At 64.6% G+C, this 19,576-nt stretch carries 20 protein-coding genes; 18 read left to right on the top strand and 2 right to left on the bottom strand.

Going from position 1 to position 19,576, the window contains the following annotated elements; genetic code table 11:
* Nucleotides 1-164 precede the first annotated feature (164 nt).
* From rpsB to ACFOKF_RS12960, 13 genes are all read left to right on the top strand, one after another.
* On the top strand, nucleotides 165-923 hold the full coding sequence (gene rpsB / locus ACFOKF_RS13020; RefSeq protein WP_380796121.1) for a 30S ribosomal protein S2: 759 nt from the start codon (nucleotides 165-167) through the stop codon (nucleotides 921-923).
* A gap of 207 nt (nucleotides 924-1,130) precedes the next feature.
* Complete coding sequence (gene tsf, locus ACFOKF_RS13015; RefSeq protein ID WP_298401465.1) at nucleotides 1,131-2,057, top strand: translation elongation factor Ts; 927 nt, start codon at nucleotides 1,131-1,133, stop codon at nucleotides 2,055-2,057.
* A 192-nt stretch (nucleotides 2,058-2,249) separates the two neighbouring features.
* A complete protein-coding gene (gene pyrH, locus ACFOKF_RS13010) occupies nucleotides 2,250-2,975 on the top strand; it encodes a UMP kinase (RefSeq protein WP_298401461.1) in 726 nt (241 codons plus the stop codon).
* Between the two features lie 7 nt (nucleotides 2,976-2,982).
* Nucleotides 2,983-3,540 carry a ribosome recycling factor gene (gene frr / locus ACFOKF_RS13005; RefSeq protein ID WP_380796119.1) on the top strand — a complete coding sequence of 186 codons (558 nt, stop codon included), beginning with the start codon at nucleotides 2,983-2,985 and terminating at the stop codon, nucleotides 3,538-3,540.
* A gap of 43 nt (nucleotides 3,541-3,583) precedes the next feature.
* The gene (locus ACFOKF_RS13000) at nucleotides 3,584-4,324 is read left to right on the top strand and encodes an isoprenyl transferase (protein ID WP_380797796.1); all 741 of its coding nucleotides are present in this window, start codon (nucleotides 3,584-3,586) and stop codon (nucleotides 4,322-4,324) included.
* Nucleotides 4,325-4,328: 4 nt separating this feature from the next.
* The gene (locus ACFOKF_RS12995) at nucleotides 4,329-5,108 is read left to right on the top strand and encodes a phosphatidate cytidylyltransferase (RefSeq protein WP_380796118.1); all 780 of its coding nucleotides are present in this window, start codon (nucleotides 4,329-4,331) and stop codon (nucleotides 5,106-5,108) included.
* On the top strand, nucleotides 5,105-6,262 hold the full coding sequence (locus ACFOKF_RS12990; RefSeq protein ID WP_380796117.1) for a 1-deoxy-D-xylulose-5-phosphate reductoisomerase: 1,158 nt from the start codon (nucleotides 5,105-5,107) through the stop codon (nucleotides 6,260-6,262). The genes ACFOKF_RS12995 and ACFOKF_RS12990 overlap by 4 nt, the downstream gene beginning before the upstream one ends.
* Nucleotides 6,259-7,392: an RIP metalloprotease RseP gene (gene rseP / locus ACFOKF_RS12985; RefSeq protein ID WP_380796116.1), complete on the top strand. Its 1,134-nt coding sequence runs from the start codon at nucleotides 6,259-6,261 to the stop codon at nucleotides 7,390-7,392. Before ACFOKF_RS12990 ends, rseP begins: the two co-directional genes overlap by 4 nt.
* Before the next feature lie 90 nt (nucleotides 7,393-7,482).
* On the top strand, nucleotides 7,483-10,131 hold the full coding sequence (gene bamA / locus ACFOKF_RS12980) for an outer membrane protein assembly factor BamA (RefSeq protein WP_380797795.1): 2,649 nt from the start codon (nucleotides 7,483-7,485) through the stop codon (nucleotides 10,129-10,131).
* Entirely contained in the window at nucleotides 10,131-10,781 is a 651-nt protein-coding gene (locus tag ACFOKF_RS12975) for an OmpH family outer membrane protein (protein ID WP_380796114.1), read from the top strand. Before bamA ends, ACFOKF_RS12975 begins: the two co-directional genes overlap by 1 nt.
* 40 nt (nucleotides 10,782-10,821) lie before the next feature.
* A complete protein-coding gene (gene fabZ / locus ACFOKF_RS12970) occupies nucleotides 10,822-11,262 on the top strand; it encodes a 3-hydroxyacyl-ACP dehydratase FabZ (RefSeq protein WP_449325397.1) in 441 nt (146 codons plus the stop codon).
* Nucleotides 11,263-11,374: 112 nt separating this feature from the next.
* The gene (rpmE, locus tag ACFOKF_RS12965) at nucleotides 11,375-11,599 is read left to right on the top strand and encodes a 50S ribosomal protein L31 (RefSeq protein WP_298401445.1); all 225 of its coding nucleotides are present in this window, start codon (nucleotides 11,375-11,377) and stop codon (nucleotides 11,597-11,599) included.
* 129 nt (nucleotides 11,600-11,728) lie between these two features.
* The gene (locus ACFOKF_RS12960; RefSeq protein ID WP_380796112.1) at nucleotides 11,729-12,244 is read left to right on the top strand and encodes a hypothetical protein; all 516 of its coding nucleotides are present in this window, start codon (nucleotides 11,729-11,731) and stop codon (nucleotides 12,242-12,244) included.
* On the opposite strand, the gene aroB is transcribed toward ACFOKF_RS12960, so the two are convergent.
* Both aroB and ACFOKF_RS12950 read right to left on the bottom strand, forming a co-directional pair.
* Nucleotides 12,241-13,350, bottom strand: a complete 1,110-nt coding sequence (aroB, locus tag ACFOKF_RS12955) for a 3-dehydroquinate synthase (protein WP_380796111.1) — start codon at nucleotides 13,348-13,350, stop codon at nucleotides 12,241-12,243. The two genes, ACFOKF_RS12960 and aroB, sit on opposite strands and share 4 nt — an antisense overlap.
* Entirely contained in the window at nucleotides 13,341-13,889 is a 549-nt protein-coding gene (locus ACFOKF_RS12950) for a shikimate kinase (protein ID WP_380796109.1), read from the bottom strand. The genes aroB and ACFOKF_RS12950 overlap by 10 nt, the downstream gene beginning before the upstream one ends.
* A 97-nt stretch (nucleotides 13,890-13,986) precedes the next feature.
* Between ACFOKF_RS12950 and ACFOKF_RS12945 the strand changes: the two genes are divergently transcribed.
* From ACFOKF_RS12945 to ACFOKF_RS12925, 5 genes are all read left to right on the top strand, one after another.
* Complete coding sequence (locus tag ACFOKF_RS12945; protein ID WP_380796108.1) at nucleotides 13,987-14,175, top strand: hypothetical protein; 189 nt, start codon at nucleotides 13,987-13,989, stop codon at nucleotides 14,173-14,175.
* 5 nt (nucleotides 14,176-14,180) lie between these two features.
* A complete protein-coding gene (locus tag ACFOKF_RS12940; protein WP_380796107.1) occupies nucleotides 14,181-16,013 on the top strand; it encodes a hypothetical protein in 1,833 nt (610 codons plus the stop codon).
* A 2-nt stretch (nucleotides 16,014-16,015) separates the two neighbouring features.
* Nucleotides 16,016-16,948 carry a tyrosine recombinase gene (locus tag ACFOKF_RS12935; protein ID WP_380796106.1) on the top strand — a complete coding sequence of 311 codons (933 nt, stop codon included), beginning with the start codon at nucleotides 16,016-16,018 and terminating at the stop codon, nucleotides 16,946-16,948.
* 11 nt (nucleotides 16,949-16,959) lie between these two features.
* Nucleotides 16,960-17,904, top strand: coding sequence for an acetyl-CoA carboxylase carboxyltransferase subunit alpha (locus ACFOKF_RS12930; protein ID WP_380796104.1), 945 nt, complete (start codon nucleotides 16,960-16,962; stop codon nucleotides 17,902-17,904).
* 128 nt (nucleotides 17,905-18,032) lie between these two features.
* A complete protein-coding gene (locus tag ACFOKF_RS12925) occupies nucleotides 18,033-19,511 on the top strand; it encodes a M48 family metalloprotease (protein WP_380796103.1) in 1,479 nt (492 codons plus the stop codon).
* Nucleotides 19,512-19,576 lie beyond the last annotated feature (65 nt).

Genomic DNA, 19,576 nt, shown 5'->3' with positions numbered 1-19,576 from the left:
TATGTTCTCATCACGGAACGGCGTCAACCCTTGCATTTGCTTTTTTTCGCGTCTAATGGCGCGACCATTCCACATGGGAATCGACATATCCGGTGCTGTGCATCGCCTTTCAGGCGGTTCTTCAGTTCCTGATTCCCAGAGGGCCAACCGGAAGGAGAAATATTATGGCGGCACCTGTCGTCACCATGCACCAATTGATCGAGGCTGGCGCCCATTTCGGCCACCAGACCCACCGTTGGAACCCGCGCATGAAGCCGTACATCTTCGGCGAGCGCAACGGCATCCACATTCTTGACCTGTCGCAGACCGTGCCGCTGTTCGGCCGCGCGCTGGACTTCGTGTCGGCGACCGTCGCCGCCGGTGGCAAGGTTCTGTTCGTCGGCACCAAGCGCCAGGCGCAGGACCCGATCGCGGAAGCCGCTCGCAAGTCGGGCCAGCACTTCGTCAACCATCGCTGGCTGGGCGGCATGCTCACCAACTGGAAGACCATTTCGGGTTCGATCAAGCGCCTGAAGACCCTTGAGGAAAAGCTGTCGGGCGATACCCACGGCTTCACCAAGAAGGAAGTCCTTCAGATGACGCGCGAGCGCGAGAAGCTGGAACTGTCGCTGGGCGGCATCCGCGACATGAACGGCATCCCCGACGTGATGTTCGTGATCGACGCCAACAAGGAAGAGCTGGCGATCAAGGAAGCCAACACGCTGGGTATCCCGGTCGTCGCGATCCTCGATTCGAACGTCTCGCCCGACGGCATCGCCTTCCCGGTTCCTGCGAACGATGACGCCAGCCGCGCCATCCGCCTCTATTGCGACGCCATCGCCGCCGCCGCCACCAAGGGCAACCGTGGTGCGCAGCAGGCTTCGGGCATCGACATGGGCGCGCTGGACGAGCCGGCCGCTGAAGAGATCGCTGTCGAAGCCTGATAAATCCTTTTCCGTTCAGGCTGAGCCTGTCGAAGCCCTGTTCTTCTTTTGAATCAGGAAGGACGGCCCTTCGACAAGCTCAGGGCGAACGGAGATGGAGGACGGAGGCTTACTCCGAACTGAAAGATTGACGGAGTAGGGCGCACTCTTCTGGAGATGCGCCCTCCCGCATATTTGAACCACATCGAACAATTTAGGAGCCGAAACATGGCCGAGATCACTGCTGCCGCCGTCAAGGAACTGCGCGACCGTTCGGGCGCGGGCATGATGGATTGCAAGAAGGCGCTCACCGAAGCCAATGGCGACATCGAAGCGGCAACCGACTGGCTGCGCGCCAAGGGTCTGGCTGCTGCGCAGAAGAAGTCGAGCCGCACCGCTGCTGAAGGTCTGGTCGGCGTCGCCGTCGCCGGCACCAAGGGCGTTGCCGTCGAAGTGAACAGCGAAACCGACTTCGTCGCCAAGAACGACCAGTTCCAGGACTTCGTCCGCACCGCGTCGACCGTCGCTCTGGAAAGCGGCGCCGCCGATGCCGAAGCCCTGACGGCGCAGGCGCACCCCGCCGGCGGCACCATCGCCGAAAAGCTGGTGTCGAACGTCGCCACCATCGGCGAAAACCAGACCGTCCGTCGCGTCGCCCATGTCGAAGTGACCGAAGGCGTCGTCGTTCCTTACGTCCACAACGCGGCTGCGCCGGGTCTGGGCAAGATCGGCGTGCTGGTCGCGCTGGAAGGCAATGCGCCGGCCGACGTTCTGGAGCCGCTGGGCAAGCAGCTGGCCATGCACATCGCCGCCGCTTTCCCGCTGGCGCTGTCGGCTGCCGACATCGATCCGGCCCTGCTGGAGCGTGAACGCGCCATCGCCGCCGAAAAGGCCGCCGAATCGGGCAAGCCCGCCGAAATCGTCGCCAAGATGGTCGACGGCGCGGTCGCCAAGTTCGCCAAGGAACAGGCCCTGCTGTCGCAGCTGTTCGTGATGGACAACAAGACCCCGGTCGCCGACGTCGTCGCCAAGGCCGCCAAGGATGCCGGCGCGACCATCACGCTGAAGTCCTATGTCCGTTTCCAGCTGGGCGAAGGCATCGAAAAGGAAGTCAGCGACTTCGCCGCCGAAGTGGCCGCTGCCGCGGGCGTCTGATCGCTCGCCAAGCATTGCGAAATAAGAAAAAGGGGAGTGGTCGCAGGGGCGCTCCCCTTTTTCTTGCGCGCTGCACATATTCTCCATCGGTCGACCGGCGCAATCGGCAACAATCGCCCTTCCCATTATGCGCGCGCGCCTCTAATGTCCGGCCCGCTTTCCCTGCCACCCATATAAGGATTCTTGCCCCGCATGACCCGGCCCGCCTACAAGCGCATCCTGTTGAAATTGTCCGGCGAAGTGCTGATGGGGCAGGGGCAGTTCGGCATCGAGCCTGAAACCGTCGCCCGTGTCGCTGGCGAAATCGCCGCGGCCAAGGATGCGGGGTTCGAACTGTGCATCGTCGTGGGCGGCGGCAATATCTTCCGTGGTCTGGCCGGCGCGGCCAAGGGCTTCGACCGGGCGAGCGCCGACTATATGGGCATGCTGGCCACCGTCATGAACGCGCTGGCGGTGCAGAATGCGCTGGAAAAGCTGGGCTATGACACCCGCGTCCAGTCCGCCATTCCGATGGCGTCGGTGTGTGAACCCTATATCCGCCGCAAGGCCGAGCGGCATATGGAAAAGGGCCGGATCGTCATCTTCGCAGCGGGCACCGGCAGCCCCTTCTTTACCACCGACACCACCGCAGCGTTGCGCGCGGCCGAAATGAACTGCGACGCGCTGTTCAAGGGCACCAGTGTCGATGGCGTTTATAATGCCGATCCCAAGAAGGTGCCGGACGCGGTGCGTTATGACACCATCGGTTTCGATCAGGTGCTGAACGACAATCTGAAGGTGATGGACGCCAGCGCCATTGCCCTGTGTCGCGAAAATAATATTCCCATCGTCGTGTTCAACATCCGCGAAACCGGCAATCTGGCGACTGTGCTGGCCGGGCAGGGTGTGGCGACGATCGTGAAAAATCAGGAGCGTTGAGAAGACCATGCCGCAATATGACAAAGCTGACCTTGAACGCCGCATGGCGGGCGCGCTCGAATCGCTGAAGGGCGACCTGACCGGCCTGCGCACCGGCCGCGCCAATGTGATGCTGCTCGATCCGGTGACGGTGACGGTTTATGGCGCGTCGATGCCGCTCAATCAGGTGGCGACCGTTTCCGCGCCCGAACCGCGCATGCTGTCGGTTCAGGTGTGGGACAAGGGCAATGTCGGCCCGGTCGACAAGGCGATCCGGTCTGCGGGCCTGGGCCTCAACCCCATCGTCGACGGCCAGACGCTGCGCCTGCCGATCCCCGACCTGACGGAGGAGCGTCGCAAGGAACTGGCCAAGCTGGCCAGCAAATATGCCGAAGGCGCGCGTGTCGCCGTGCGTAACGTCCGCCGTGACGGCATGGACAGCCTGAAAACTGACGAGAAGAAGGGCGAGATCAGCGAGGATGATCGCAAGCGTCTGGAAACCGAAGTCCAGAAGCTGACCGACAGCGCGATCGCGGATATCGACGCCGCCGCGACTGCGAAGGAAAAGGAAATCCTCGGCCAGTAAGCCGGGGCTTTCCTTTCGCGGTCAAAGCACGCATTCCTTGTCGATGGCCACACACGCCAAGCCCGATCTGCCCAGCGCCGCGCCGGCCCATGGTGCGCGTCATGTCGCCATCATCATGGATGGCAATGGCCGCTGGGCGAAAAAGCGCCTGCTGCCCCGCATCGCCGGCCATCGCGCCGGGGTGGAGGCGGTGCGCAAGGTCGCGCGTGCCGCGCAGGATATGGGGCTGGAATGTCTGACGCTCTATGCTTTCTCTTCGGAGAATTGGAAGCGCCCGGCCAGCGAAGTGTCCGACCTGATGGGGCTGCTGCGCCATTTCATCCAGTCTGACATTGACGAATTTCACGCCAATGGCGTGCGGTTGCGCATCATCGGCAATTATCGCGCGCTCGATCCGGCGCTGGTTGACCTGATCGATAACGCCATGGCGCGTACCGCCGCCAATAGCGGGCCGGTGATCGCGATTGCGCTCAACTATGGCGCGCAGGATGAAATGGTGCGCGCGGCGCAGCGTCTGGCCGAACGGGTGGCGCGGGGCGAAATGGCGGCGCAGGATATTGGCATCGGCGCGATTGATGCAGAACTGGATACGGCCGATTTGCCGCCGCTGGACCTGATGATCCGCACATCGGGCGAGCAGCGCCTCAGTAATTTCATGCTGTGGCAGGCGGCCTATGCCGAACTCTATTTCACCGATATGCTCTGGCCCGACTTTGACGGGCGGGCGTTGGCGGCGGCGCTCGACGCCTTCCGCATGAGGGACCGCCGGTTCGGCGGATTGTGATTCTATGACGAGCGAATTGCGCACCCGCACCATCGTCGGCGTCGCGCTGATCGCGGTGGCGCTGGGCGCCCTGCTGTCCGGCGGGCTGCTGTTCTGGCTGCTGCTGGTGGTGGCCGGCGTGCTGATGCAGGGCGAATGGGGCAGCCTGACCGGCGCCAATGCGGATCAGCGCAAGGCCGCGATGTTCGCCGTGTCGATCCCGCTGGCGCTGCTATGCCCCTTTGCCGCAGGGATTGGCTGGCCGGTCCTGATCGCGGGGGCGGCGGCTTTCTTCTTCATATTGTTCACCAGCCGTCGGATCACGCTGGCGCTGGGCATTCCCTATATTTGCGTGCCGATCACCGCCTTGCAGTTTCTGCGTGGCGAACAGCCCTATGCCTATGGCCTGCTGCTGGCCTTCTGGGCGCTGGGGCTGGTGTGGGCGACTGACATCGGCGCCTATTTCGCCGGCCGCTCGATCGGCGGACCGAAGCTGGCGCCGCGGATCAGCCCCTCCAAGACCTGGTCGGGGCTGGCTGGCGGCGTGCTGGCGGCGCTGGTGCTGGGGTTCCTGCTGCATCGGTTCGCCGGGTTGCCGATCCAGCTGGCGGCGGCCAGCGGATTGCTGGCGGTGGCTGCGCAACTGGGCGATCTGCTGGAAAGCCATATGAAGCGGCGGGCTGGCGTGAAGGATAGCGGGACATTGCTGCCCGGCCATGGCGGGGTGATGGACCGGCTGGACGGCGTGGTCGCGGCTGCACCGCTGGCGGCCTTGCTCTATCTGGTGCTGGTGCAGGGCGGATGAAGCACGTTTCGATCTTTGGCGCGACCGGATCGGTCGGCCTGTCAACGCTGGATCTGGTCCGGCGCGATCCCGAAGCTTATGGCGTCGTCGCGCTGACCGCGAACAGCGATGTAGACAGTTTGGCGGCATTGGCGCGCGAGACGGGCGCGCAGGTCGCGGTGATCGGGCAGGATCGGCTCTATGGCGCGCTGAAGGCGGCGCTGGCCGGATCGGGGATCGAGGCGGCGGCGGGCGAGGATGCGCTGGTCGAAGCGGCGGCGCGGGGCGCGGACTGGACCATGGCGTCGATCGTGGGCTGCGCGGGCCTGAAGCCCACCATGGCGGCGCTGAAGGCCGGGGGCACGGTGGCGCTGGCCAACAAGGAATCGCTGGTGTCGGCGGGCGGGCTGATGATGGACGCGGCGCGCCAGTCGGGCGCGACCCTGTTGCCGGTCGACAGCGAGCATAATGCGATCTTCCAGTGCCTTGCCGGCAGTAGTTTAGATGATGTCGCAAGGATCATCCTGACCGCGAGCGGCGGGCCGTTCCGCACGAAGAGCCGCGTTGAAATGGCGGCGATGACCCCGGCGCAGGCGGTGGCCCACCCCAACTGGTCGATGGGCGCGAAGATCAGCGTCGACAGCGCGACGATGATGAACAAGGGGCTGGAACTGATCGAGGCGGCCTATCTGTTCCCGGTCGGCCTCGACCGGATCGAGATATTGGTGCACCCGCAATCGGTGATCCATTCGATGGTCGAATATCGCGACCGTTCCACATTGGCCCAATTGGGATCGCCGGACATGCGCATCCCGATCGCCCATGCGCTGGCCTGGCCGCAGCGTATCGCCACGCCATGCCAGCCGCTGGACCTGGCGCGGATTGGCAGGCTCGACTTTGAAGCGCCTGACATGGAACGCTTTCCCGCGCTGCGACTGGCGCGCGCGGCGGCGGGGGAGGGCGGCGCGACGCCGGCCATATTGAACGCCGCCAATGAGGTCGCGGTTGCCGCTTTCCTGGACGGGCGCATCGGCTTCCTTGATATTGCCATGATTGTAGAGGATGTGTTGCAGCGATATGGCGCTCCACGGCCCGGCACGATCGACGATGTGCTGGCCGCAGACGCCGAGGCGCGCGCTCAGGCGGGCCAAGTGATGGAAAGATTGACGGCTTGATCCATAATCCCGGTTTCCTGCTGACCGTTCTCGCCTTTGTGGCGGTCATAGGGCCGCTCGTCTTCGTGCATGAGCTGGGCCATTATCTGGTCGGCCGCTGGTGCGGGGTGAAGGCGGAAGCCTTTTCGATCGGCTTCGGGCCGGAATTGTTCGCCTGGGTCGACCGGCGGGGCACACGCTGGCGCGTCGCGGCGTTGCCGCTGGGCGGCTATGTCCGTTTCAAGGGCGACATGAACGCGGCGAGCATGACCGATCCGGCCTGGCTGGAAATGTCGGCGAAGGACCGGGCGGAAAGCTTCCCTGCCAAGCCGTTGTGGCAACGCGCGGCAATCGTGGCGGCGGGACCGGCGATCAATTTCCTGTTCGCCATCCTGATCCTCGCCACCTTTGCCTTCGTTCATGGCGAAAGCCGCACGCCGGCCATCGCAGGCCTCGTCCAGCCGGGCAGCGCAGCGGCGTCGGCGGGCATCGTTGCGGGCGACCGCATCGTGTCGCTGGGCGGGCGCACGATGACGACATTCGACGATATTCGCCTCTATGCGCAAATTCGTCCCGGCGAGCCGGTGGAGATCGTGCTGGATCGGAACGGCGACCGCATCGTCAAGCAGGGGCGGATCGGCAGCGTTGCCGAGGATGACGGGCTGGGCAACAAGTTCAACGTCGGACGTCTGGGCATCGGACCGGGTAAGCCCGTGATCGAGCCGGTCAGCCTGCTCCGCGCGCCGGTCGTGGCGATCGAACGCACCGGGCAGATCATCCGCACCATGGTCGAGACGCTGGGCCAGATCGTCAGCGGCGGCCGGTCGGTGAAGGAACTGGGTGGGCCGCTCAAGATCGCGCAGGTTTCGGGGCAGGCGGCAACGCTGGGGATCGAAAGCTTCATCTTCTTCGCCGCGCTTATCTCGATTAACTTGGGGTTCATCAACCTCTTGCCAATTCCCATGCTGGATGGCGGGCATCTGCTCTTTTACGGGATTGAAGCGGTGCAGCGGCGGCCGGTGAGCGCGCAGGCGCAGGAATGGGCCTATCGGTCCGGTCTGGCGGTGCTCATGGCGATGATGCTGCTGGTGACTTTCAACGATTTGTCGTCTTTCGGGCTGTGGAAAAGCCTGTCTGGCTTGATCGGCTGACGCGCATCGGGCAGGGATGCGCCGTTCGGCGGCGTCTGTTGCGGCAGAAACATGGAATCTGGATTTTTTGAGGTGAAGCGGGTGACAGCGATGAACAGCAGCATGCGGCAGCGTCCGGTCGTATTCGCCCTGTTGGCGACGACCATGATCGCGGGCCTGCCCATGGCGCCCGCAATGGCGCAGGATGCGCCGGCGCCCGCCGCCACGCCGACGGCGGCCTCCGCCGTCGCGCCGCAGGGCACCGTCCGCGCAATTACCGTCAACGGCACGCAGCGGCTCGAGCCGGACACGGTATTGTCCTACACCAAGCTGCGCGTTGGCCAGCCCTATACCCAGGAAAGCCTGGATCAGGCGCTGCGCGACCTGTACGAAACCGAACTGTTCGCCGACGTCCAGATCCGCAACGACAATGGCGCCCTCATCGTCGAGGTGAAGGAAAATCCGGTCATCAACCGTATCGTCCTTGAAGGTAATAAGCGCCTCAAGGAAGACAAGATTCGTCCTGAAATAAAACTGGCTCCGCGCCAGATTTATACCCGGTCGAAGGTTCGCGCCGATGTCGCCCGCATCGTGGAGCTGTATCGCCGGCAGGGCCGCTTTGCCGCGACGATCGAGCCGAAGATGGTCCAGCTCGACCAGAACCGCGTCGACATCGTGTTCGAAATCTCGGAAGGGCCAAAGTCCAAGGTCCGCCAGATCAACATCATCGGCAATGAGAAGTTCAAGGACGGCGAACTGCGCAGCCAGATGGTGACGAAGCAGTCGCGCTGGTTCCGCATCTTTTCGTCGGGCACCAGCTATGATCCCGATCGTCTGGCCTATGACCAGCAGAAACTGCGCCAATTCTACCTGACCGAAGGCTATGCCGATTTCCGCGTGATCTCCGCCGTGGCGGAACTGACGCCCGACAAGCAGGACTTCATCATCACCTATGTGGTGGAAGAAGGCGACCGCTACAAATTTGGTGACGTGAAGGTCGAATCCGACATTCGCGACCTGTCCGGCGACAGCCTGACCAAGCGCCTGCCGATGAAGAAGGGCGACTGGTACAACGCCAAGCAGGTCGAGGATACGGTCGACACGCTGAGCGAGACGGCCGGCCTGTTCGGCTATGCCTTTGCCGACGTGTCGCCGGACTTCAATCGCGACAAGGACAGCCTGACGATGGGGATTAATTTCCGCATCGCCAATGCGCCGCGCGTCTATGTCGAGCGGGTCGACATCAACGGCAACACGCTGACGCAGGACAAGGTCGTGCGCCGCGAATTCCGTCTGGCGGAAGGCGACGCGTTCAACAGCTTCCTCGTCAAGCGCTCCAAGGACCGTATCAATTCGCTCGGCTTCTTCCAGGAGAAGCTGGATATCGAACAGAAGCCCGGTTCCGCGCCCGACCGCATCGTGCTGGAAACCAATGTGCAGGAAAAATCGACCGGCGAACTCTCGCTGTCGGCCGGCTATTCCTCGCTGGAGCGCTTCATCATCGCGGCGTCGATCACCCAGCGCAACTTCCGCGGCAAGGGCCAGGAACTGCGCACCTCGGTCAATTATTCGGCCTATTCCAAGTCGGTGGAAGTCGGGTTCACCGAACCCTATTTCATGGACAAGAATATCGCGCTGGGCGGCGACATTTATCGCCGCGACCTCAACAGCTTCCGCTATCTGACCAGCAACACCCGCGACACGACCTACGAACAGTCGACCACCGGCTTCCAGCTGCGCGCGGGCGTGCCGCTGACCGAATATATGTCGCTGGCGCTGCGCTATACGCTGAACTTCGATGACGTGACGCTGGACAAGGACACTTATTACACGGACGGTTCCTGCGATCCGCTGCTGGCGGGCCGCTATCTGTGCGACGCGATCGGCAAGCGGACGACATCGATGGTCGGCTATTCGCTGATCTACGACACCCGCGACAATCGCATCCGGGCGACGCGCGGCCAGAATGTCACGCTGAGCCAGGATTTTGCCGGGCTGGGCGGCAGCGTCAAATATGTCCGCACCCGTCTGTCCGCGTCCAAATATGTGCCGCTGGGCGCAGGCTTCATCTTCTCGCTGTCGGCCGAAGGCGGCTATATCCACAGCCTGGAAGGCACGCGCCGCGACGCGACCGGGCAGGAAGTCGATCCCATTCGTCTGACCGATCGCTTCTTCCTGGGTGAACCGCAGATCCGCGGCTTCGACATTCGCGGCGTCGGCCCGCGCGTGAAGCGCTATTATCTGACGGCGCAGACCGATGCGGATGGCAACACCACCTATGTCCGCAACAACAGCAATAATAATGTGACGGACGACGCGCTGGGCGGCCGGGTCTATTATATGGCCCGCGCCGAAGTCGAAATTCCGCTGGGTTCGGGCGCGCGCGAAATGGGTTTGCGTCCCTCGATCTTCGTTGATGCGGGCGCTGTCGCCGGTCTGAAGAATCCGGGCACGATCAATTTTGCCGGCTATTGCACCGTGACCACTGGTACGGGTGACACAGCGACGTCGAGCACGGTGCGCGCGCCGTCGGTCGGCAATTGCGACACGCCGGCGGTCGGATCGACCGCCACCTATGCGGGCGGCGCATTTGAAGAAGAATATCTCGGCGACACGCTTTCACCGCGTCTGTCGGTGGGCTTTGGCGTCAACTGGAACTCGCCCTTCGGCCCGTTCCGCATCGACATCGCCAAGGCCCTGCTCAAGCAACCAGGGGACGACAACAAACTCATCACCTTCAACGTAGGGACTCAATTCTGATGAAGACGATTTTCAAGGCTGCGGCGCTGACGCTGGCGCCCATGACTGCCATTGCCATGACCGCCGTGCCGGCTGTTGCCCAGACCAAGTCGGGCATCGCCGTCGTCGACCTGGAGGAAGCCGTCGCCAAGAGCGCGGCCTTCACCACCGCGATGACCCAGATGCAGACGACCTACAAGCCGCAGCTGGACCAGATCAACACGCGTCGCACCGCGATCGAAGCCGATCTCAAGACCAAGAATGACGCGCTTCAGGCCGCTTACAAGGCCGCCGGCAACAAGCCGACCCCGGCGATCGAAACCCAGTATCAGCAGTTGCAGCAGGCCCAGCAGAGCGGCCAGGCCGAATTGCAGCGCCTGACCCAGCCGGTTGCGCTGGCCCGCGCCTATGTCGAGGAACAGGTTGTCGCCAAGCTGGACGACGCGCTGAAGGCCGCGACCGCCAAGACCAAGTCGGAAATCGTGTTCAAGAAGGCTGCGACCGAAAGCTTCGGCGCGGGCGCGGACATCACTGACGAAGTCGTGACAGAACTCAACACGCTGGTCCCCAGCGTCGGCATCACCCCTCCGGCCGGCTGGCAGCCGGGCGGTCGCCAGGCTCCGGCCGCTGCTGCTCCGGCGACCCCGGCGCAGGCGCCCAAGTCGCGCTGATCGCATGACGGGAGAGGTTGAATCGACCGCACGTGGCCCGATGGACATCCGTCGGGTCATGGCTGCGCTGCCGCACCGCTATCCGATGCTGCTGGTCGATCGTGTGGTGTCGCTGGTCCCCGGCCAGTCGATCCACGCGATCAAGGCGGTGTCGGTGAACGAGCCCTTTTTCCAGGGGCATTTCCCGACCCGGCCGATCATGCCCGGCGTGCTGATCGTGGAAGCGATGGCGCAGGCCGCCGGTGTGCTGGCGGTGGAATCGATGAACCTCGCCGACAGCGGCAAGCTCGTCTATTTCATGAGCATCGACGGCGCGAAATTCCGTTCGCCGGTGGAGCCGGGCTGCCTGCTCGACCTGCATGTCGAAGTGACGCAGAATCGCGGCGCGATCTGCAAGTTCAGCGGCAAGGCGATGATCGACGGCAAGCTGGCGTCGGAAGCCAATTTCGTCGCGATGATCACCGATCCGCCCAAAGACTGACCGGCTTTTCATTGCCGGACTTGCCAAGGCGCGCCGAAACCGCTAACGGCGCGCCTTCGCATTTTTTCGCATCCGGCCGGTCGGAAACCGGCCAATTAAGGAGCATGACGCCATGAAGGCCAATACCCACCCCGACTATCACTACATCACCGTCCAGATGACCGACGGCACCACCTTCCAGACCCGTTCGACCTGGGGCAAGGAAGGCGACACGCTGGCGCTCGACATCGACCCCAAGTCGCATCCGGCCTGGACGGGCGGCAACCGCCAGCTGGACACCGGCGGTCAGGTGGCGCGCTTCAACAAGCGTTTCGGCGGTCTGACGCTGAAGAAGTAATCGGCCTTCGATGGTTGAATAGAAAGGGCGCCCGAGGGCGCCCTTTTTGTTTGCATCGAAAATGGCTTCGTGATCCACATCTTCCCTTCAGGCCGGCAGCGCTGACCTGTTTTATGAAGGGCTAATCAGATGATTTCATTGTTTCTGCTTGCCACTGCCGTCGCCGGCATGTCGGAAATCGATGTAGGCGCAAACAGCAGGGCGGGAATGCAACTATGTTCCAATCCCGATGCTGCCACGAAAACATGTTCGGCCATTGCTTCCTATGCCGTCGCTGGAGACGGCTCGTTCGTTGAGACGACCGAAGTTCTGATCGCAGCCGACAAACCGATCACGCTTCAGATGTCCGTCCCCGTGCAGGTCGAGGGCGGGTCTATTTGTGGGCAAATGACCGAAGGCGGCCTTGAAGGCGCTATGGTGCGCGTAGGTGGCGTTCCATTGCCGGCCGACCGCAATTCCGCAGCGCTGAACAGCTTGATGCCCCAACTCAAGCCGCTTGTCGGACGTAAGACGTGCGACGGTCTTAGAGTAGAGGACGGACGGTTGATGAAGTATGGTCAGGTGGACCGCATCGACGTCAATTTGCCAGGCAAGCCGGTCGCTTGGGTAAGCGTGGGCAGTGGCTACAGAGTCGCTCCGCGCTAGGCCAAGCCCCGTTCCTCATCCAGAAACGCCGCCACATCATCCAGCACGACGTCCTTCGACAGGAAGGTCTGGCCGATGCCGCGCGCCAGCAGGAAGGGCAGGGTGCCGGCCGCCATCTTCTTGTCATGCAGCATATGGCCGACCAGTTCCGCGCCATCTGCCGTCACATGGGCGGTGGCGAGGTCATGGGGCAGGCCCACGGCTTTCAGATGGGCGGTGACGCGCGCGGCTTCTTCCGCGGAACACAGGCCAAGTCGCGCCGAATAGCGGAAGGCGAGCGCCATGCCGGCGGCGACGCCTTCGCCATGGAGCAACGTGTCGGAAAAGCCGGTGTCGGCCTCCAGTGCGTGGCCGAAGGTGTGGCCAAGATTGAGGAGCGCGCGGCGGCCCGACGTCTCGCGTTCATCGTCGGCGACGATCGCGGCCTTGGCCTGCACGCTTTTTTCGATCGCTTTGGTGCGCGCGTCGGGATCGCCGGCGAGCAGCGCGTCGGCATTGGCTTCGCACCAGTCGAAGAAATCGGGATCGTCGATCAGGCCATATTTCACGACTTCGGCATAGCCGGCGCGGGTTTCGCGCGGGGGCAGGCTGTCGAGGGTCGAGGGGTCGATCAGGACGAGGGCGGGTTGATAGAAGGCGCCGATCAGATTCTTGCCGGCCTTGGCATTGATCGCGGTCTTGCCGCCGACCGACGAATCGACCTGCGCCAGCAATGTGGTGGGCACCTGAATGAAGTGGCAGCCACGCTTCAGGATCGAAGCGGCAAAGCCGACCAGATCGCCGATCACGCCGCCGCCCAGTGCGATGACATGGTCGCCGCGCTCTATCTCCAGCGCCAGCAGCGCGTCGAGCAACTGCTCCAGATGACGCCAGCTTTTGGTCTGTTCGCCCGGCGGCAGGATGATCGGTTCGACCGCGACATTGGCGGCGCGCAGGCTGGCTTCCAGCCGGGGCAGTTGTGCGCGGGCGACATTGGCGTCGGTGACGACCACCAGCCGTCCCTTGCGCGCATAGCCGCGCAATATGTCGCCGGCGCGGTCGAGCGCGCCCTGTTCGATCAATATGTCATAACTGCGCGCGTCCAGCGCGACGTGGACTAATGCCATGCCGTCAATTGCTCCATGATCCGCTCGACCGCGACTTCGTGCGGGGCGGCGATGCTCTTCACATGAATGGGGGCGAGCGCGTAGACCGGATTGCGCACCGCCGCCAGTTCGGTCAGCACCACGCGCGGATCGCGATCCTTGAGCAGCGGCCGGGTTTCGCGGCGGCCGACGCGATCGACCAGCACGTCGATGTCGGCGTCCAGCCAGACCGCGATGGCCGCGTCCAGGATCAGCTTGCGCGTTTCATCCTGCATGAACGCGCCGCCGCCCGTGGCGATCACCTTGGGCGCGCCATCCATCAACCGGGCGATCACGCGGCGTTCGCCATCGCGGAAATAGGATTCGCCATAGCGTTGGAAAATCTCCGCCACGGTCATGCCGGCGGCTTTTTCAATCTCTTCATCGGCATCGACGAAGGTCACGCCCAGCCGCGCCGCAAGACGGCGGCCGACGGTGGATTTCCCCACGCCCATCATGCCCACCAACACGATGGGACCGCGCCTGGTCTGGCTCTCCGGGATTTTGCTGTTTCGCTGCATGGCGAGGGGGGCTATACAGCCAGCCGTCGCAGAGGCAAATCGCATCTTTTCCCCCGACGTCCGGCCTTGCAGGCCGATCAGCTTAAGCCAAGGACCTATGAAGAATAATCGCAACTTCGTCAGTTTCGAAAGCAGTTCGCGCCGTCGTGGCCGCCGGTTGCCGATCATTCCCATCGCTCTGGTCGTGCTGGTTGCGCTTTTGCTCGCCTTTTTCTGGTCGCGCGGCGGTGAAAAGCCGCAGCAGCCCGTCGAAAAGATCATCCCCGCAGAGAAGCTGGGCCAGTAAGGCGGATGCGCTGGCCGCGGGCTAACGCCAAATGGGCGCTGGGCAGCTTTGCGCTCGCTCTGACCTTGCCCGTGGTGGCGCAACAGGCGCCCGAATCGCTGCTGCCGCCCGGTTTTGGCGATGCGCCCGAAGCACGGCCCCCGGCGACGCAACCGCCGCGCCCCGCGCAAAATGCGCCGGCAGCGCCAAGTGCGCCCGCTATATCGGGCAACCTGCCGATGGTGCAGCCGCTCAATCCGGCGACGCCGCCGGATCTGTCTCTGATCGCCAATGCCGCCGAAGAGGAACTGACGCCCGAGGAACTGGCGGCGCAGAAGGCGAAATATGACCTGCCCGATACGGCGCGCCGCTCGCTCGACCGGATCGGCCCGCTGACGCCGCAGACGCGCGGGTTCGAACCGGACGCCTTCGGCCGCGAATCGGGTAAATATCTCGCCGCCCTGATGAAGGAGACGCACGCGCCGATCGTGTCGCGTTGGGCCTCCATCCTGCTGCGCCGCGCGCTGCTGACCGCGAGCGACACGCCGGGCGACATCGACGGCGCGGACTGGGCGGCGGAGCGCGCCTGGTTGCTGCTGCGCATGGGGGAGGCGGACAATGCTCGCCTGATGGTGCAGAGCGTCGATCCCGACCGCTATTCCCCACGCCTCTACGCGATTGCGATGCAGACTTATCTGGCGACCGCCGATCCGGCGGGCCTGTGCCCGCTGTCGGCTGGCGCGCTGCGCTTCAGCAAGGAACCGGGCTGGGACATGACGCGCGCCATTTGCGCCGCGCTGTCGGGGGATCAGGGCACGGCCAGCGGCGCGCTCAACCAGGCGCAGCGCAAGGGCGTGGTGCGGGGCGTCGATTATCGGCTGGCGGAAAAGGTGGTCGGCACCGGCTTCAACGCGCGCCGTTCGGTCAAGATCGAATGGGATGGGGTCGACCGGCTGACGGCATGGCGTTTTGGTCTGGCGACCGCGCTGAACGTCGAAATTCCGCAGGATCTGTATGCGACGGCGGGCCAGCATGTCCGCGCCTGGGAAGCGCGCGCGCCGGCGTTGACGGCGTTGCGGCGGCGACCGGGCGTCGACATGGCGGCGCGGTTGGGCGTGCTGTCCAACGCGGCGCTGGTCGGTTTCTATGGTCAGGTCGGCACCGATGGCGACGCGCCGGCGGATGTGGCGGACAAGGTCGATGCGCTGCGCGCCGCCTATGCCGGGGCGACCGTGGGCGATCGCATCGGCGGCATGCGCAGTTGGTGGCAGGATGAGGCCAAGCCCGATTATCTGGGCCTGATCGCGACCGCGCGCGCCGCCGCCGCGCTGCCGGTGTCGCAGGCGTCGGCGCAGGATGCGGCCAATCTGGTCGCGGCGATGCTGACGGCGGGTTATGACCGCAACGCCGCACGCTGGGCGCGGGCGATCGGCCAGTTGGATGGCGATGGCGCGTCGCAATTCTGGGCTTTGCTGGCCGTGGGCGCGCCAAGCCCGGTGGTCGACATCAGCAGCAGCCGCGTGTCGGGCTATCTGAGCGATGCCGGTGCGGCAAAGGGGCGGATGCTGATCGCGGCGCTGGCCGGCCTGTCGCGCCTGTCGGCGCAGGACACCGCTTCGCTGGCGCAGGACAATGGCGTCAATCTGACCGCCAACAGCCGCTGGGCGCGCGCCATCGGGGCTGCGGCGCAGCGGGGCGAGAAGGCGACCGTGGCGTTGCTGGCGGCGGTCGGCATGCAGGGCAGCGACTGGAGCCATTTGCCGGCCGGGCATCTTTATCAAGTGGTGGCGGCGCTGCATCGCGTGGGGCTGGACCCCGAAGCGCGCATGATCGCGGCAGAGGCGATCAGCCGCAGCTGACCATGGGGCAGGATGACGCCGCCCTGATCGACCGCTTCCTGGAAATGATGGCGGCGGAGCGCGGCGCGTCGCGCAACACGTTGCTGGCCTATCGCACGGACCTGACCGGCGCGGGCGATCTGCTGGGCGGGCTGGCGCAAGCGCACCGCGAGGCGATCGGCACATTGGCGGCGCAATGGGCGACGCTGGCGGCGTCATCGGTGGCGCGCAAGACGTCGGCCCTGCGCGCCTTCTACGCCTTTCTGGAGGAGGAGGGGCTGCGCGCCGACAATCCCTCCGCCGCGCTGCCGCGCCCGACCCGGGGGCGATCTTTGCCCAAGATATTGTCCACGGCCGAGGTCGACCGATTCTTCGCCCTGATCGCCGAGCGGCTGGCGGTGGAGCATGTCGCGCCGCTGGACCTGCGCCTGTCAGCCCTGATCGAACTTCTTTATGGATCGGGGCTGCGCGCGACCGAACTGGTTTCGCTGCCGCGCCGGGCGCTGGCCCATGACCGGCCTTTCCTGATTTTGAAGGGGAAGGGCGCGCGCGAACGGCTGGTGCCGATTTCCGATCGCGCACGCGCGGCGGTCGCCGGCTGGCTGCCCCATGTGCCGGCGGACAGCCCCTGGCTGTTCCCGTCGGGCAAGAGTCATCTGAGCCGCATCCGCCTGTATCAGCTGGTGAAAATGCTGGCCGCCGCCGTGGGCATCGCGCCGGAACGGGTCAGCCCCCATGTGCTTCGCCACGCCTTCGCCACCCATTTGCTGGAGGGCGGGGCGGACCTGCGCGCATTGCAGGCAATGCTGGGCCATGCCGACATTGGCACCACCCAAATCTACACCCATGTCGACAGCCGCCGGCTGGTCGAACTGGTCAATCAGCGCCATCCGCTGGCGACGATGCCGGGGCGCAACCCGCATCCGCGCGTTGACGGCGACGCGCCATCGCCCTAACGCCTTGCGCCATGGTAAGCTTTCTGGAATTTGAAAAGCCGATTGCGGAGCTGGAAGCGCGCATCGTCGAAGTGCGCGCGACCGCCAGCGTGGGCGACATCAACATCGATGGCGAGATCGCGACGCTGGAGCAGCGCGCGGCCAAGCTGCTCAAGGACACCTATGCCAAGCTGACGCCCTGGCAGAAGACCCAGGTCGCGCGGCACCCCGACCGTCCGCATTTCAAGGACTATGTGGCGGGCATGTTCGACAATTTCATGCCGCTGGCGGGCGACCGCGCCTTTGCCGACGATCAGGCGATCATCGGCGGCTTCGCGACGCTGGGCGAGCGCAAGGTCATGGTGATCGGCCATGAAAAGGGTGACGACACCGCCAGCCGCGTGCGCCATAATTTCGGCATGGCCAAGCCCGAAGGCTATCGCAAGGCGATCCGCCTGATGGAACTGGCCGACCGTTTCGGCCTGCCGGTGGTGACTCTGGTCGATACGTCGGGCGCTTTTCCGGGTGTGCAGGCTGAAGAACGCGGTCAGGCCGAAGCCATTGCCCGGTCGACCGAAGCCTGTCTGGCGCTGGGCGTGCCGATGGTGGCGGCCGTGGTGGGCGAGGGCGGCTCCGGCGGCGCGATCGCGCTGGCGGCGGCGAATCGCGTGCTGATGTTCGAACATGCGGTCTATTCCGTGATTTCGCCCGAAGGCTGCGCATCGATCCTGTGGCGCACCGCCGAGAAGGCGAGCGACGCGGCGACGGCGATGCAGGTGACGGCCCAGCATCTGAAAGCTCTGGGCGTGATCGACCGGATCGTTGCGGAGCCGGTGGGCGGCGCGCATCGTGATCCGGTGCAGGCGATCGCCAGTCTTGGCGCAGCGATCGAGGCGGAACTCGATGCGCTGGACGGCATGGACGCGAAGGCGCTGCGCACCGACCGCGCCGACAAGTTCCTGGCCATTGGCGTCTGATTTGCGTTTCGGCCGGGCGTAATCGACCGGCCGGAAAACGCGACTGACCGTTCCTCCCCCTTTGTTTTTCTGGAACGCCGCGCCATGGTCGCTCGTTACGTCAGGGTAACGGCAAAGGGTGGAGAGTCATGAACTGGAAGATGTCGCTGGGCTGCACGGGTGCGGCGCTGGCGGTGGCCTTAACTGCGCCGGCGGTGATCGGGCAGCAGCGGGCGATTCGCACCGTCTCCTCGATCAGCGCGCAGGACAAGGCGAGCGGCGCCAAGCAGCATCCTGAATTGCTGAAGGAATTTGGCGGCGCCTATGCCGGGCCGCAGGCGAAATATGTCGAAGGTGTTGGCCGGCGCATCGCCGTGCAGTCCGGCCTGTCCAATGCGCAGGGCGACTTCACCGTCACGCTGCTCAATTCGCCGGTGAACAACGCCTTCGCCATTCCCGGCGGCTATGTCTATGTCACGCGCCAGTTGATGGCGCTGATGAATGACGAGGCGGAACTGGCTGGCGTGCTGGGGCATGAAGTGGGCCATGTCGCGGCCCAGCATGGCCAGCGGCGGCAGCAGGCGGCGCAGCGCAATGCGATTGGCGGGGCGCTGCTGGGCGCGCTGGCGGGCGCGTTGCTGGGCGATTCGGGCTTTGCTGGACTGGTGCAGAAGGGCATCGGCACGGGCAGCCAGTTGCTGACGCTCAAATTCTCCCGCACGCAGGAATATGAGGCGGACGATCTGGGCATCCGCTATCTCGCATCGGGCGGTTATGATCCGCGCGCCTTGTCCGGCATGCTGGCGTCGCTGGCGGCGCAGAGCAATCTGGACGCGCGGGTGGCGGGCAGCGCCCGCTCCATGCCCGAATGGGCCAGCACCCATCCTGATCCGGGCGCCCGCGTCGATCGCGCGGCGCGGGCGGCCGCGGCGACCCGCGTCACCAGCACGGTGCGCAACCGTGACGCCTTCCTCAATGCGGTGGATGGCGTCCTCTATGGCGACGATCCCAAACAGGGGGTGATTGACGGCAATCGCTTCCGTCACCCGGACCTGCGGCTGACCTTCGCCGTGCCGAGCGGTTTCGGCATGGAAAATGCGTCGGATGCGGTGTCGATCACCGGATCGGGCGGGCAAGCGCAGTTCAGCGGTGCAGCCTATTCGGGCAATCTGGCCGCCTATATCGACAGCGTCCTGTCAAAGCTGGGCGGTGGGAATGGCGGCGTTCCGGCGGGCGAGGTCAGCCGCACGACGATCAACGGCCTGCCTGCGGCCTGGCGCACGGTGCGCGCGAGCAGCCAGTCGCAGCAGATCGACGCGACCGTCTTCGCCTATGATTTCGGCAATGGGAAAGCCTATCATTTCCTGCTGCTGACGCCTGCGGGGAAGGGGATTGGTCCCTTCACATCGATGATCGAATCGGTGCAGCGCCTGTCTGCGCAGGAAGCGGCGGCGATCAAGCCGCGCCGGGTGGATGTGGTGACTGTCAAATCTGGCGACACCATCCAGTCGATGGCGAAACGCATGGCCTATAGCGACTATCCGCTGGAACGCTTCCTGACGATCAATGCGCTGTCCGCAAATGCCACGCTGCGGCCGGGGCAGCGAGTGAAGATCGTTACCTGGTAGAATGCGCATATGAAAAGGGGCGGCGAACCGATGTTCGCCGCCCCTGATCTCATCAAGCGTCTGAA

Source organism: Sphingobium rhizovicinum, from assembly GCF_042647625.1.
In the GTDB taxonomy this organism is placed as follows: domain Bacteria; phylum Pseudomonadota; class Alphaproteobacteria; order Sphingomonadales; family Sphingomonadaceae; genus Sphingobium; species Sphingobium rhizovicinum.
This window is presented reverse-complemented; position numbering and strand designations above follow the sequence as displayed.

Excerpts from the sequence above, each read along its gene's own strand:
- tsf (WP_298401465.1), top strand. The coding sequence starts at position 1,131 with ATGGCCGAGATCACTGCTGCCGCCGTCAAGGAACTGCGCGACCGTTCG.
- aroB (WP_380796111.1), bottom strand. The coding sequence starts at position 13,350 with ATGGCATTAGTCCACGTCGCGCTGGACGCGCGCAGTTATGACATATTG.
- frr (WP_380796119.1), top strand. The coding sequence starts at position 2,983 with ATGCCGCAATATGACAAAGCTGACCTTGAACGCCGCATGGCGGGCGCG.
- ACFOKF_RS12925 (WP_380796103.1), top strand. The coding sequence starts at position 18,033 with ATGAACTGGAAGATGTCGCTGGGCTGCACGGGTGCGGCGCTGGCGGTG.
- pyrH (WP_298401461.1), top strand. The coding sequence starts at position 2,250 with ATGACCCGGCCCGCCTACAAGCGCATCCTGTTGAAATTGTCCGGCGAA.
- ACFOKF_RS12960 (WP_380796112.1), top strand. The coding sequence starts at position 11,729 with ATGATTTCATTGTTTCTGCTTGCCACTGCCGTCGCCGGCATGTCGGAA.
- ACFOKF_RS13000 (WP_380797796.1), top strand. The coding sequence starts at position 3,584 with ATGGCCACACACGCCAAGCCCGATCTGCCCAGCGCCGCGCCGGCCCAT.
- ACFOKF_RS12975 (WP_380796114.1), top strand. The coding sequence starts at position 10,131 with ATGAAGACGATTTTCAAGGCTGCGGCGCTGACGCTGGCGCCCATGACT.
- ACFOKF_RS12950 (WP_380796109.1), bottom strand. The coding sequence starts at position 13,889 with ATGCAGCGAAACAGCAAAATCCCGGAGAGCCAGACCAGGCGCGGTCCC.
- rpmE (WP_298401445.1), top strand. The coding sequence starts at position 11,375 with ATGAAGGCCAATACCCACCCCGACTATCACTACATCACCGTCCAGATG.
- ACFOKF_RS12945 (WP_380796108.1), top strand. The coding sequence starts at position 13,987 with ATGAAGAATAATCGCAACTTCGTCAGTTTCGAAAGCAGTTCGCGCCGT.
- fabZ (WP_449325397.1), top strand. The coding sequence starts at position 10,822 with ATGGACATCCGTCGGGTCATGGCTGCGCTGCCGCACCGCTATCCGATG.
- ACFOKF_RS12930 (WP_380796104.1), top strand. The coding sequence starts at position 16,960 with ATGGTAAGCTTTCTGGAATTTGAAAAGCCGATTGCGGAGCTGGAAGCG.
- ACFOKF_RS12935 (WP_380796106.1), top strand. The coding sequence starts at position 16,016 with ATGGGGCAGGATGACGCCGCCCTGATCGACCGCTTCCTGGAAATGATG.
- ACFOKF_RS12940 (WP_380796107.1), top strand. The coding sequence starts at position 14,181 with ATGCGCTGGCCGCGGGCTAACGCCAAATGGGCGCTGGGCAGCTTTGCG.
- ACFOKF_RS12995 (WP_380796118.1), top strand. The coding sequence starts at position 4,329 with ATGACGAGCGAATTGCGCACCCGCACCATCGTCGGCGTCGCGCTGATC.
- ACFOKF_RS12990 (WP_380796117.1), top strand. The coding sequence starts at position 5,105 with ATGAAGCACGTTTCGATCTTTGGCGCGACCGGATCGGTCGGCCTGTCA.
- rpsB (WP_380796121.1), top strand. The coding sequence starts at position 165 with ATGGCGGCACCTGTCGTCACCATGCACCAATTGATCGAGGCTGGCGCC.
- bamA (WP_380797795.1), top strand. The coding sequence starts at position 7,483 with ATGAACAGCAGCATGCGGCAGCGTCCGGTCGTATTCGCCCTGTTGGCG.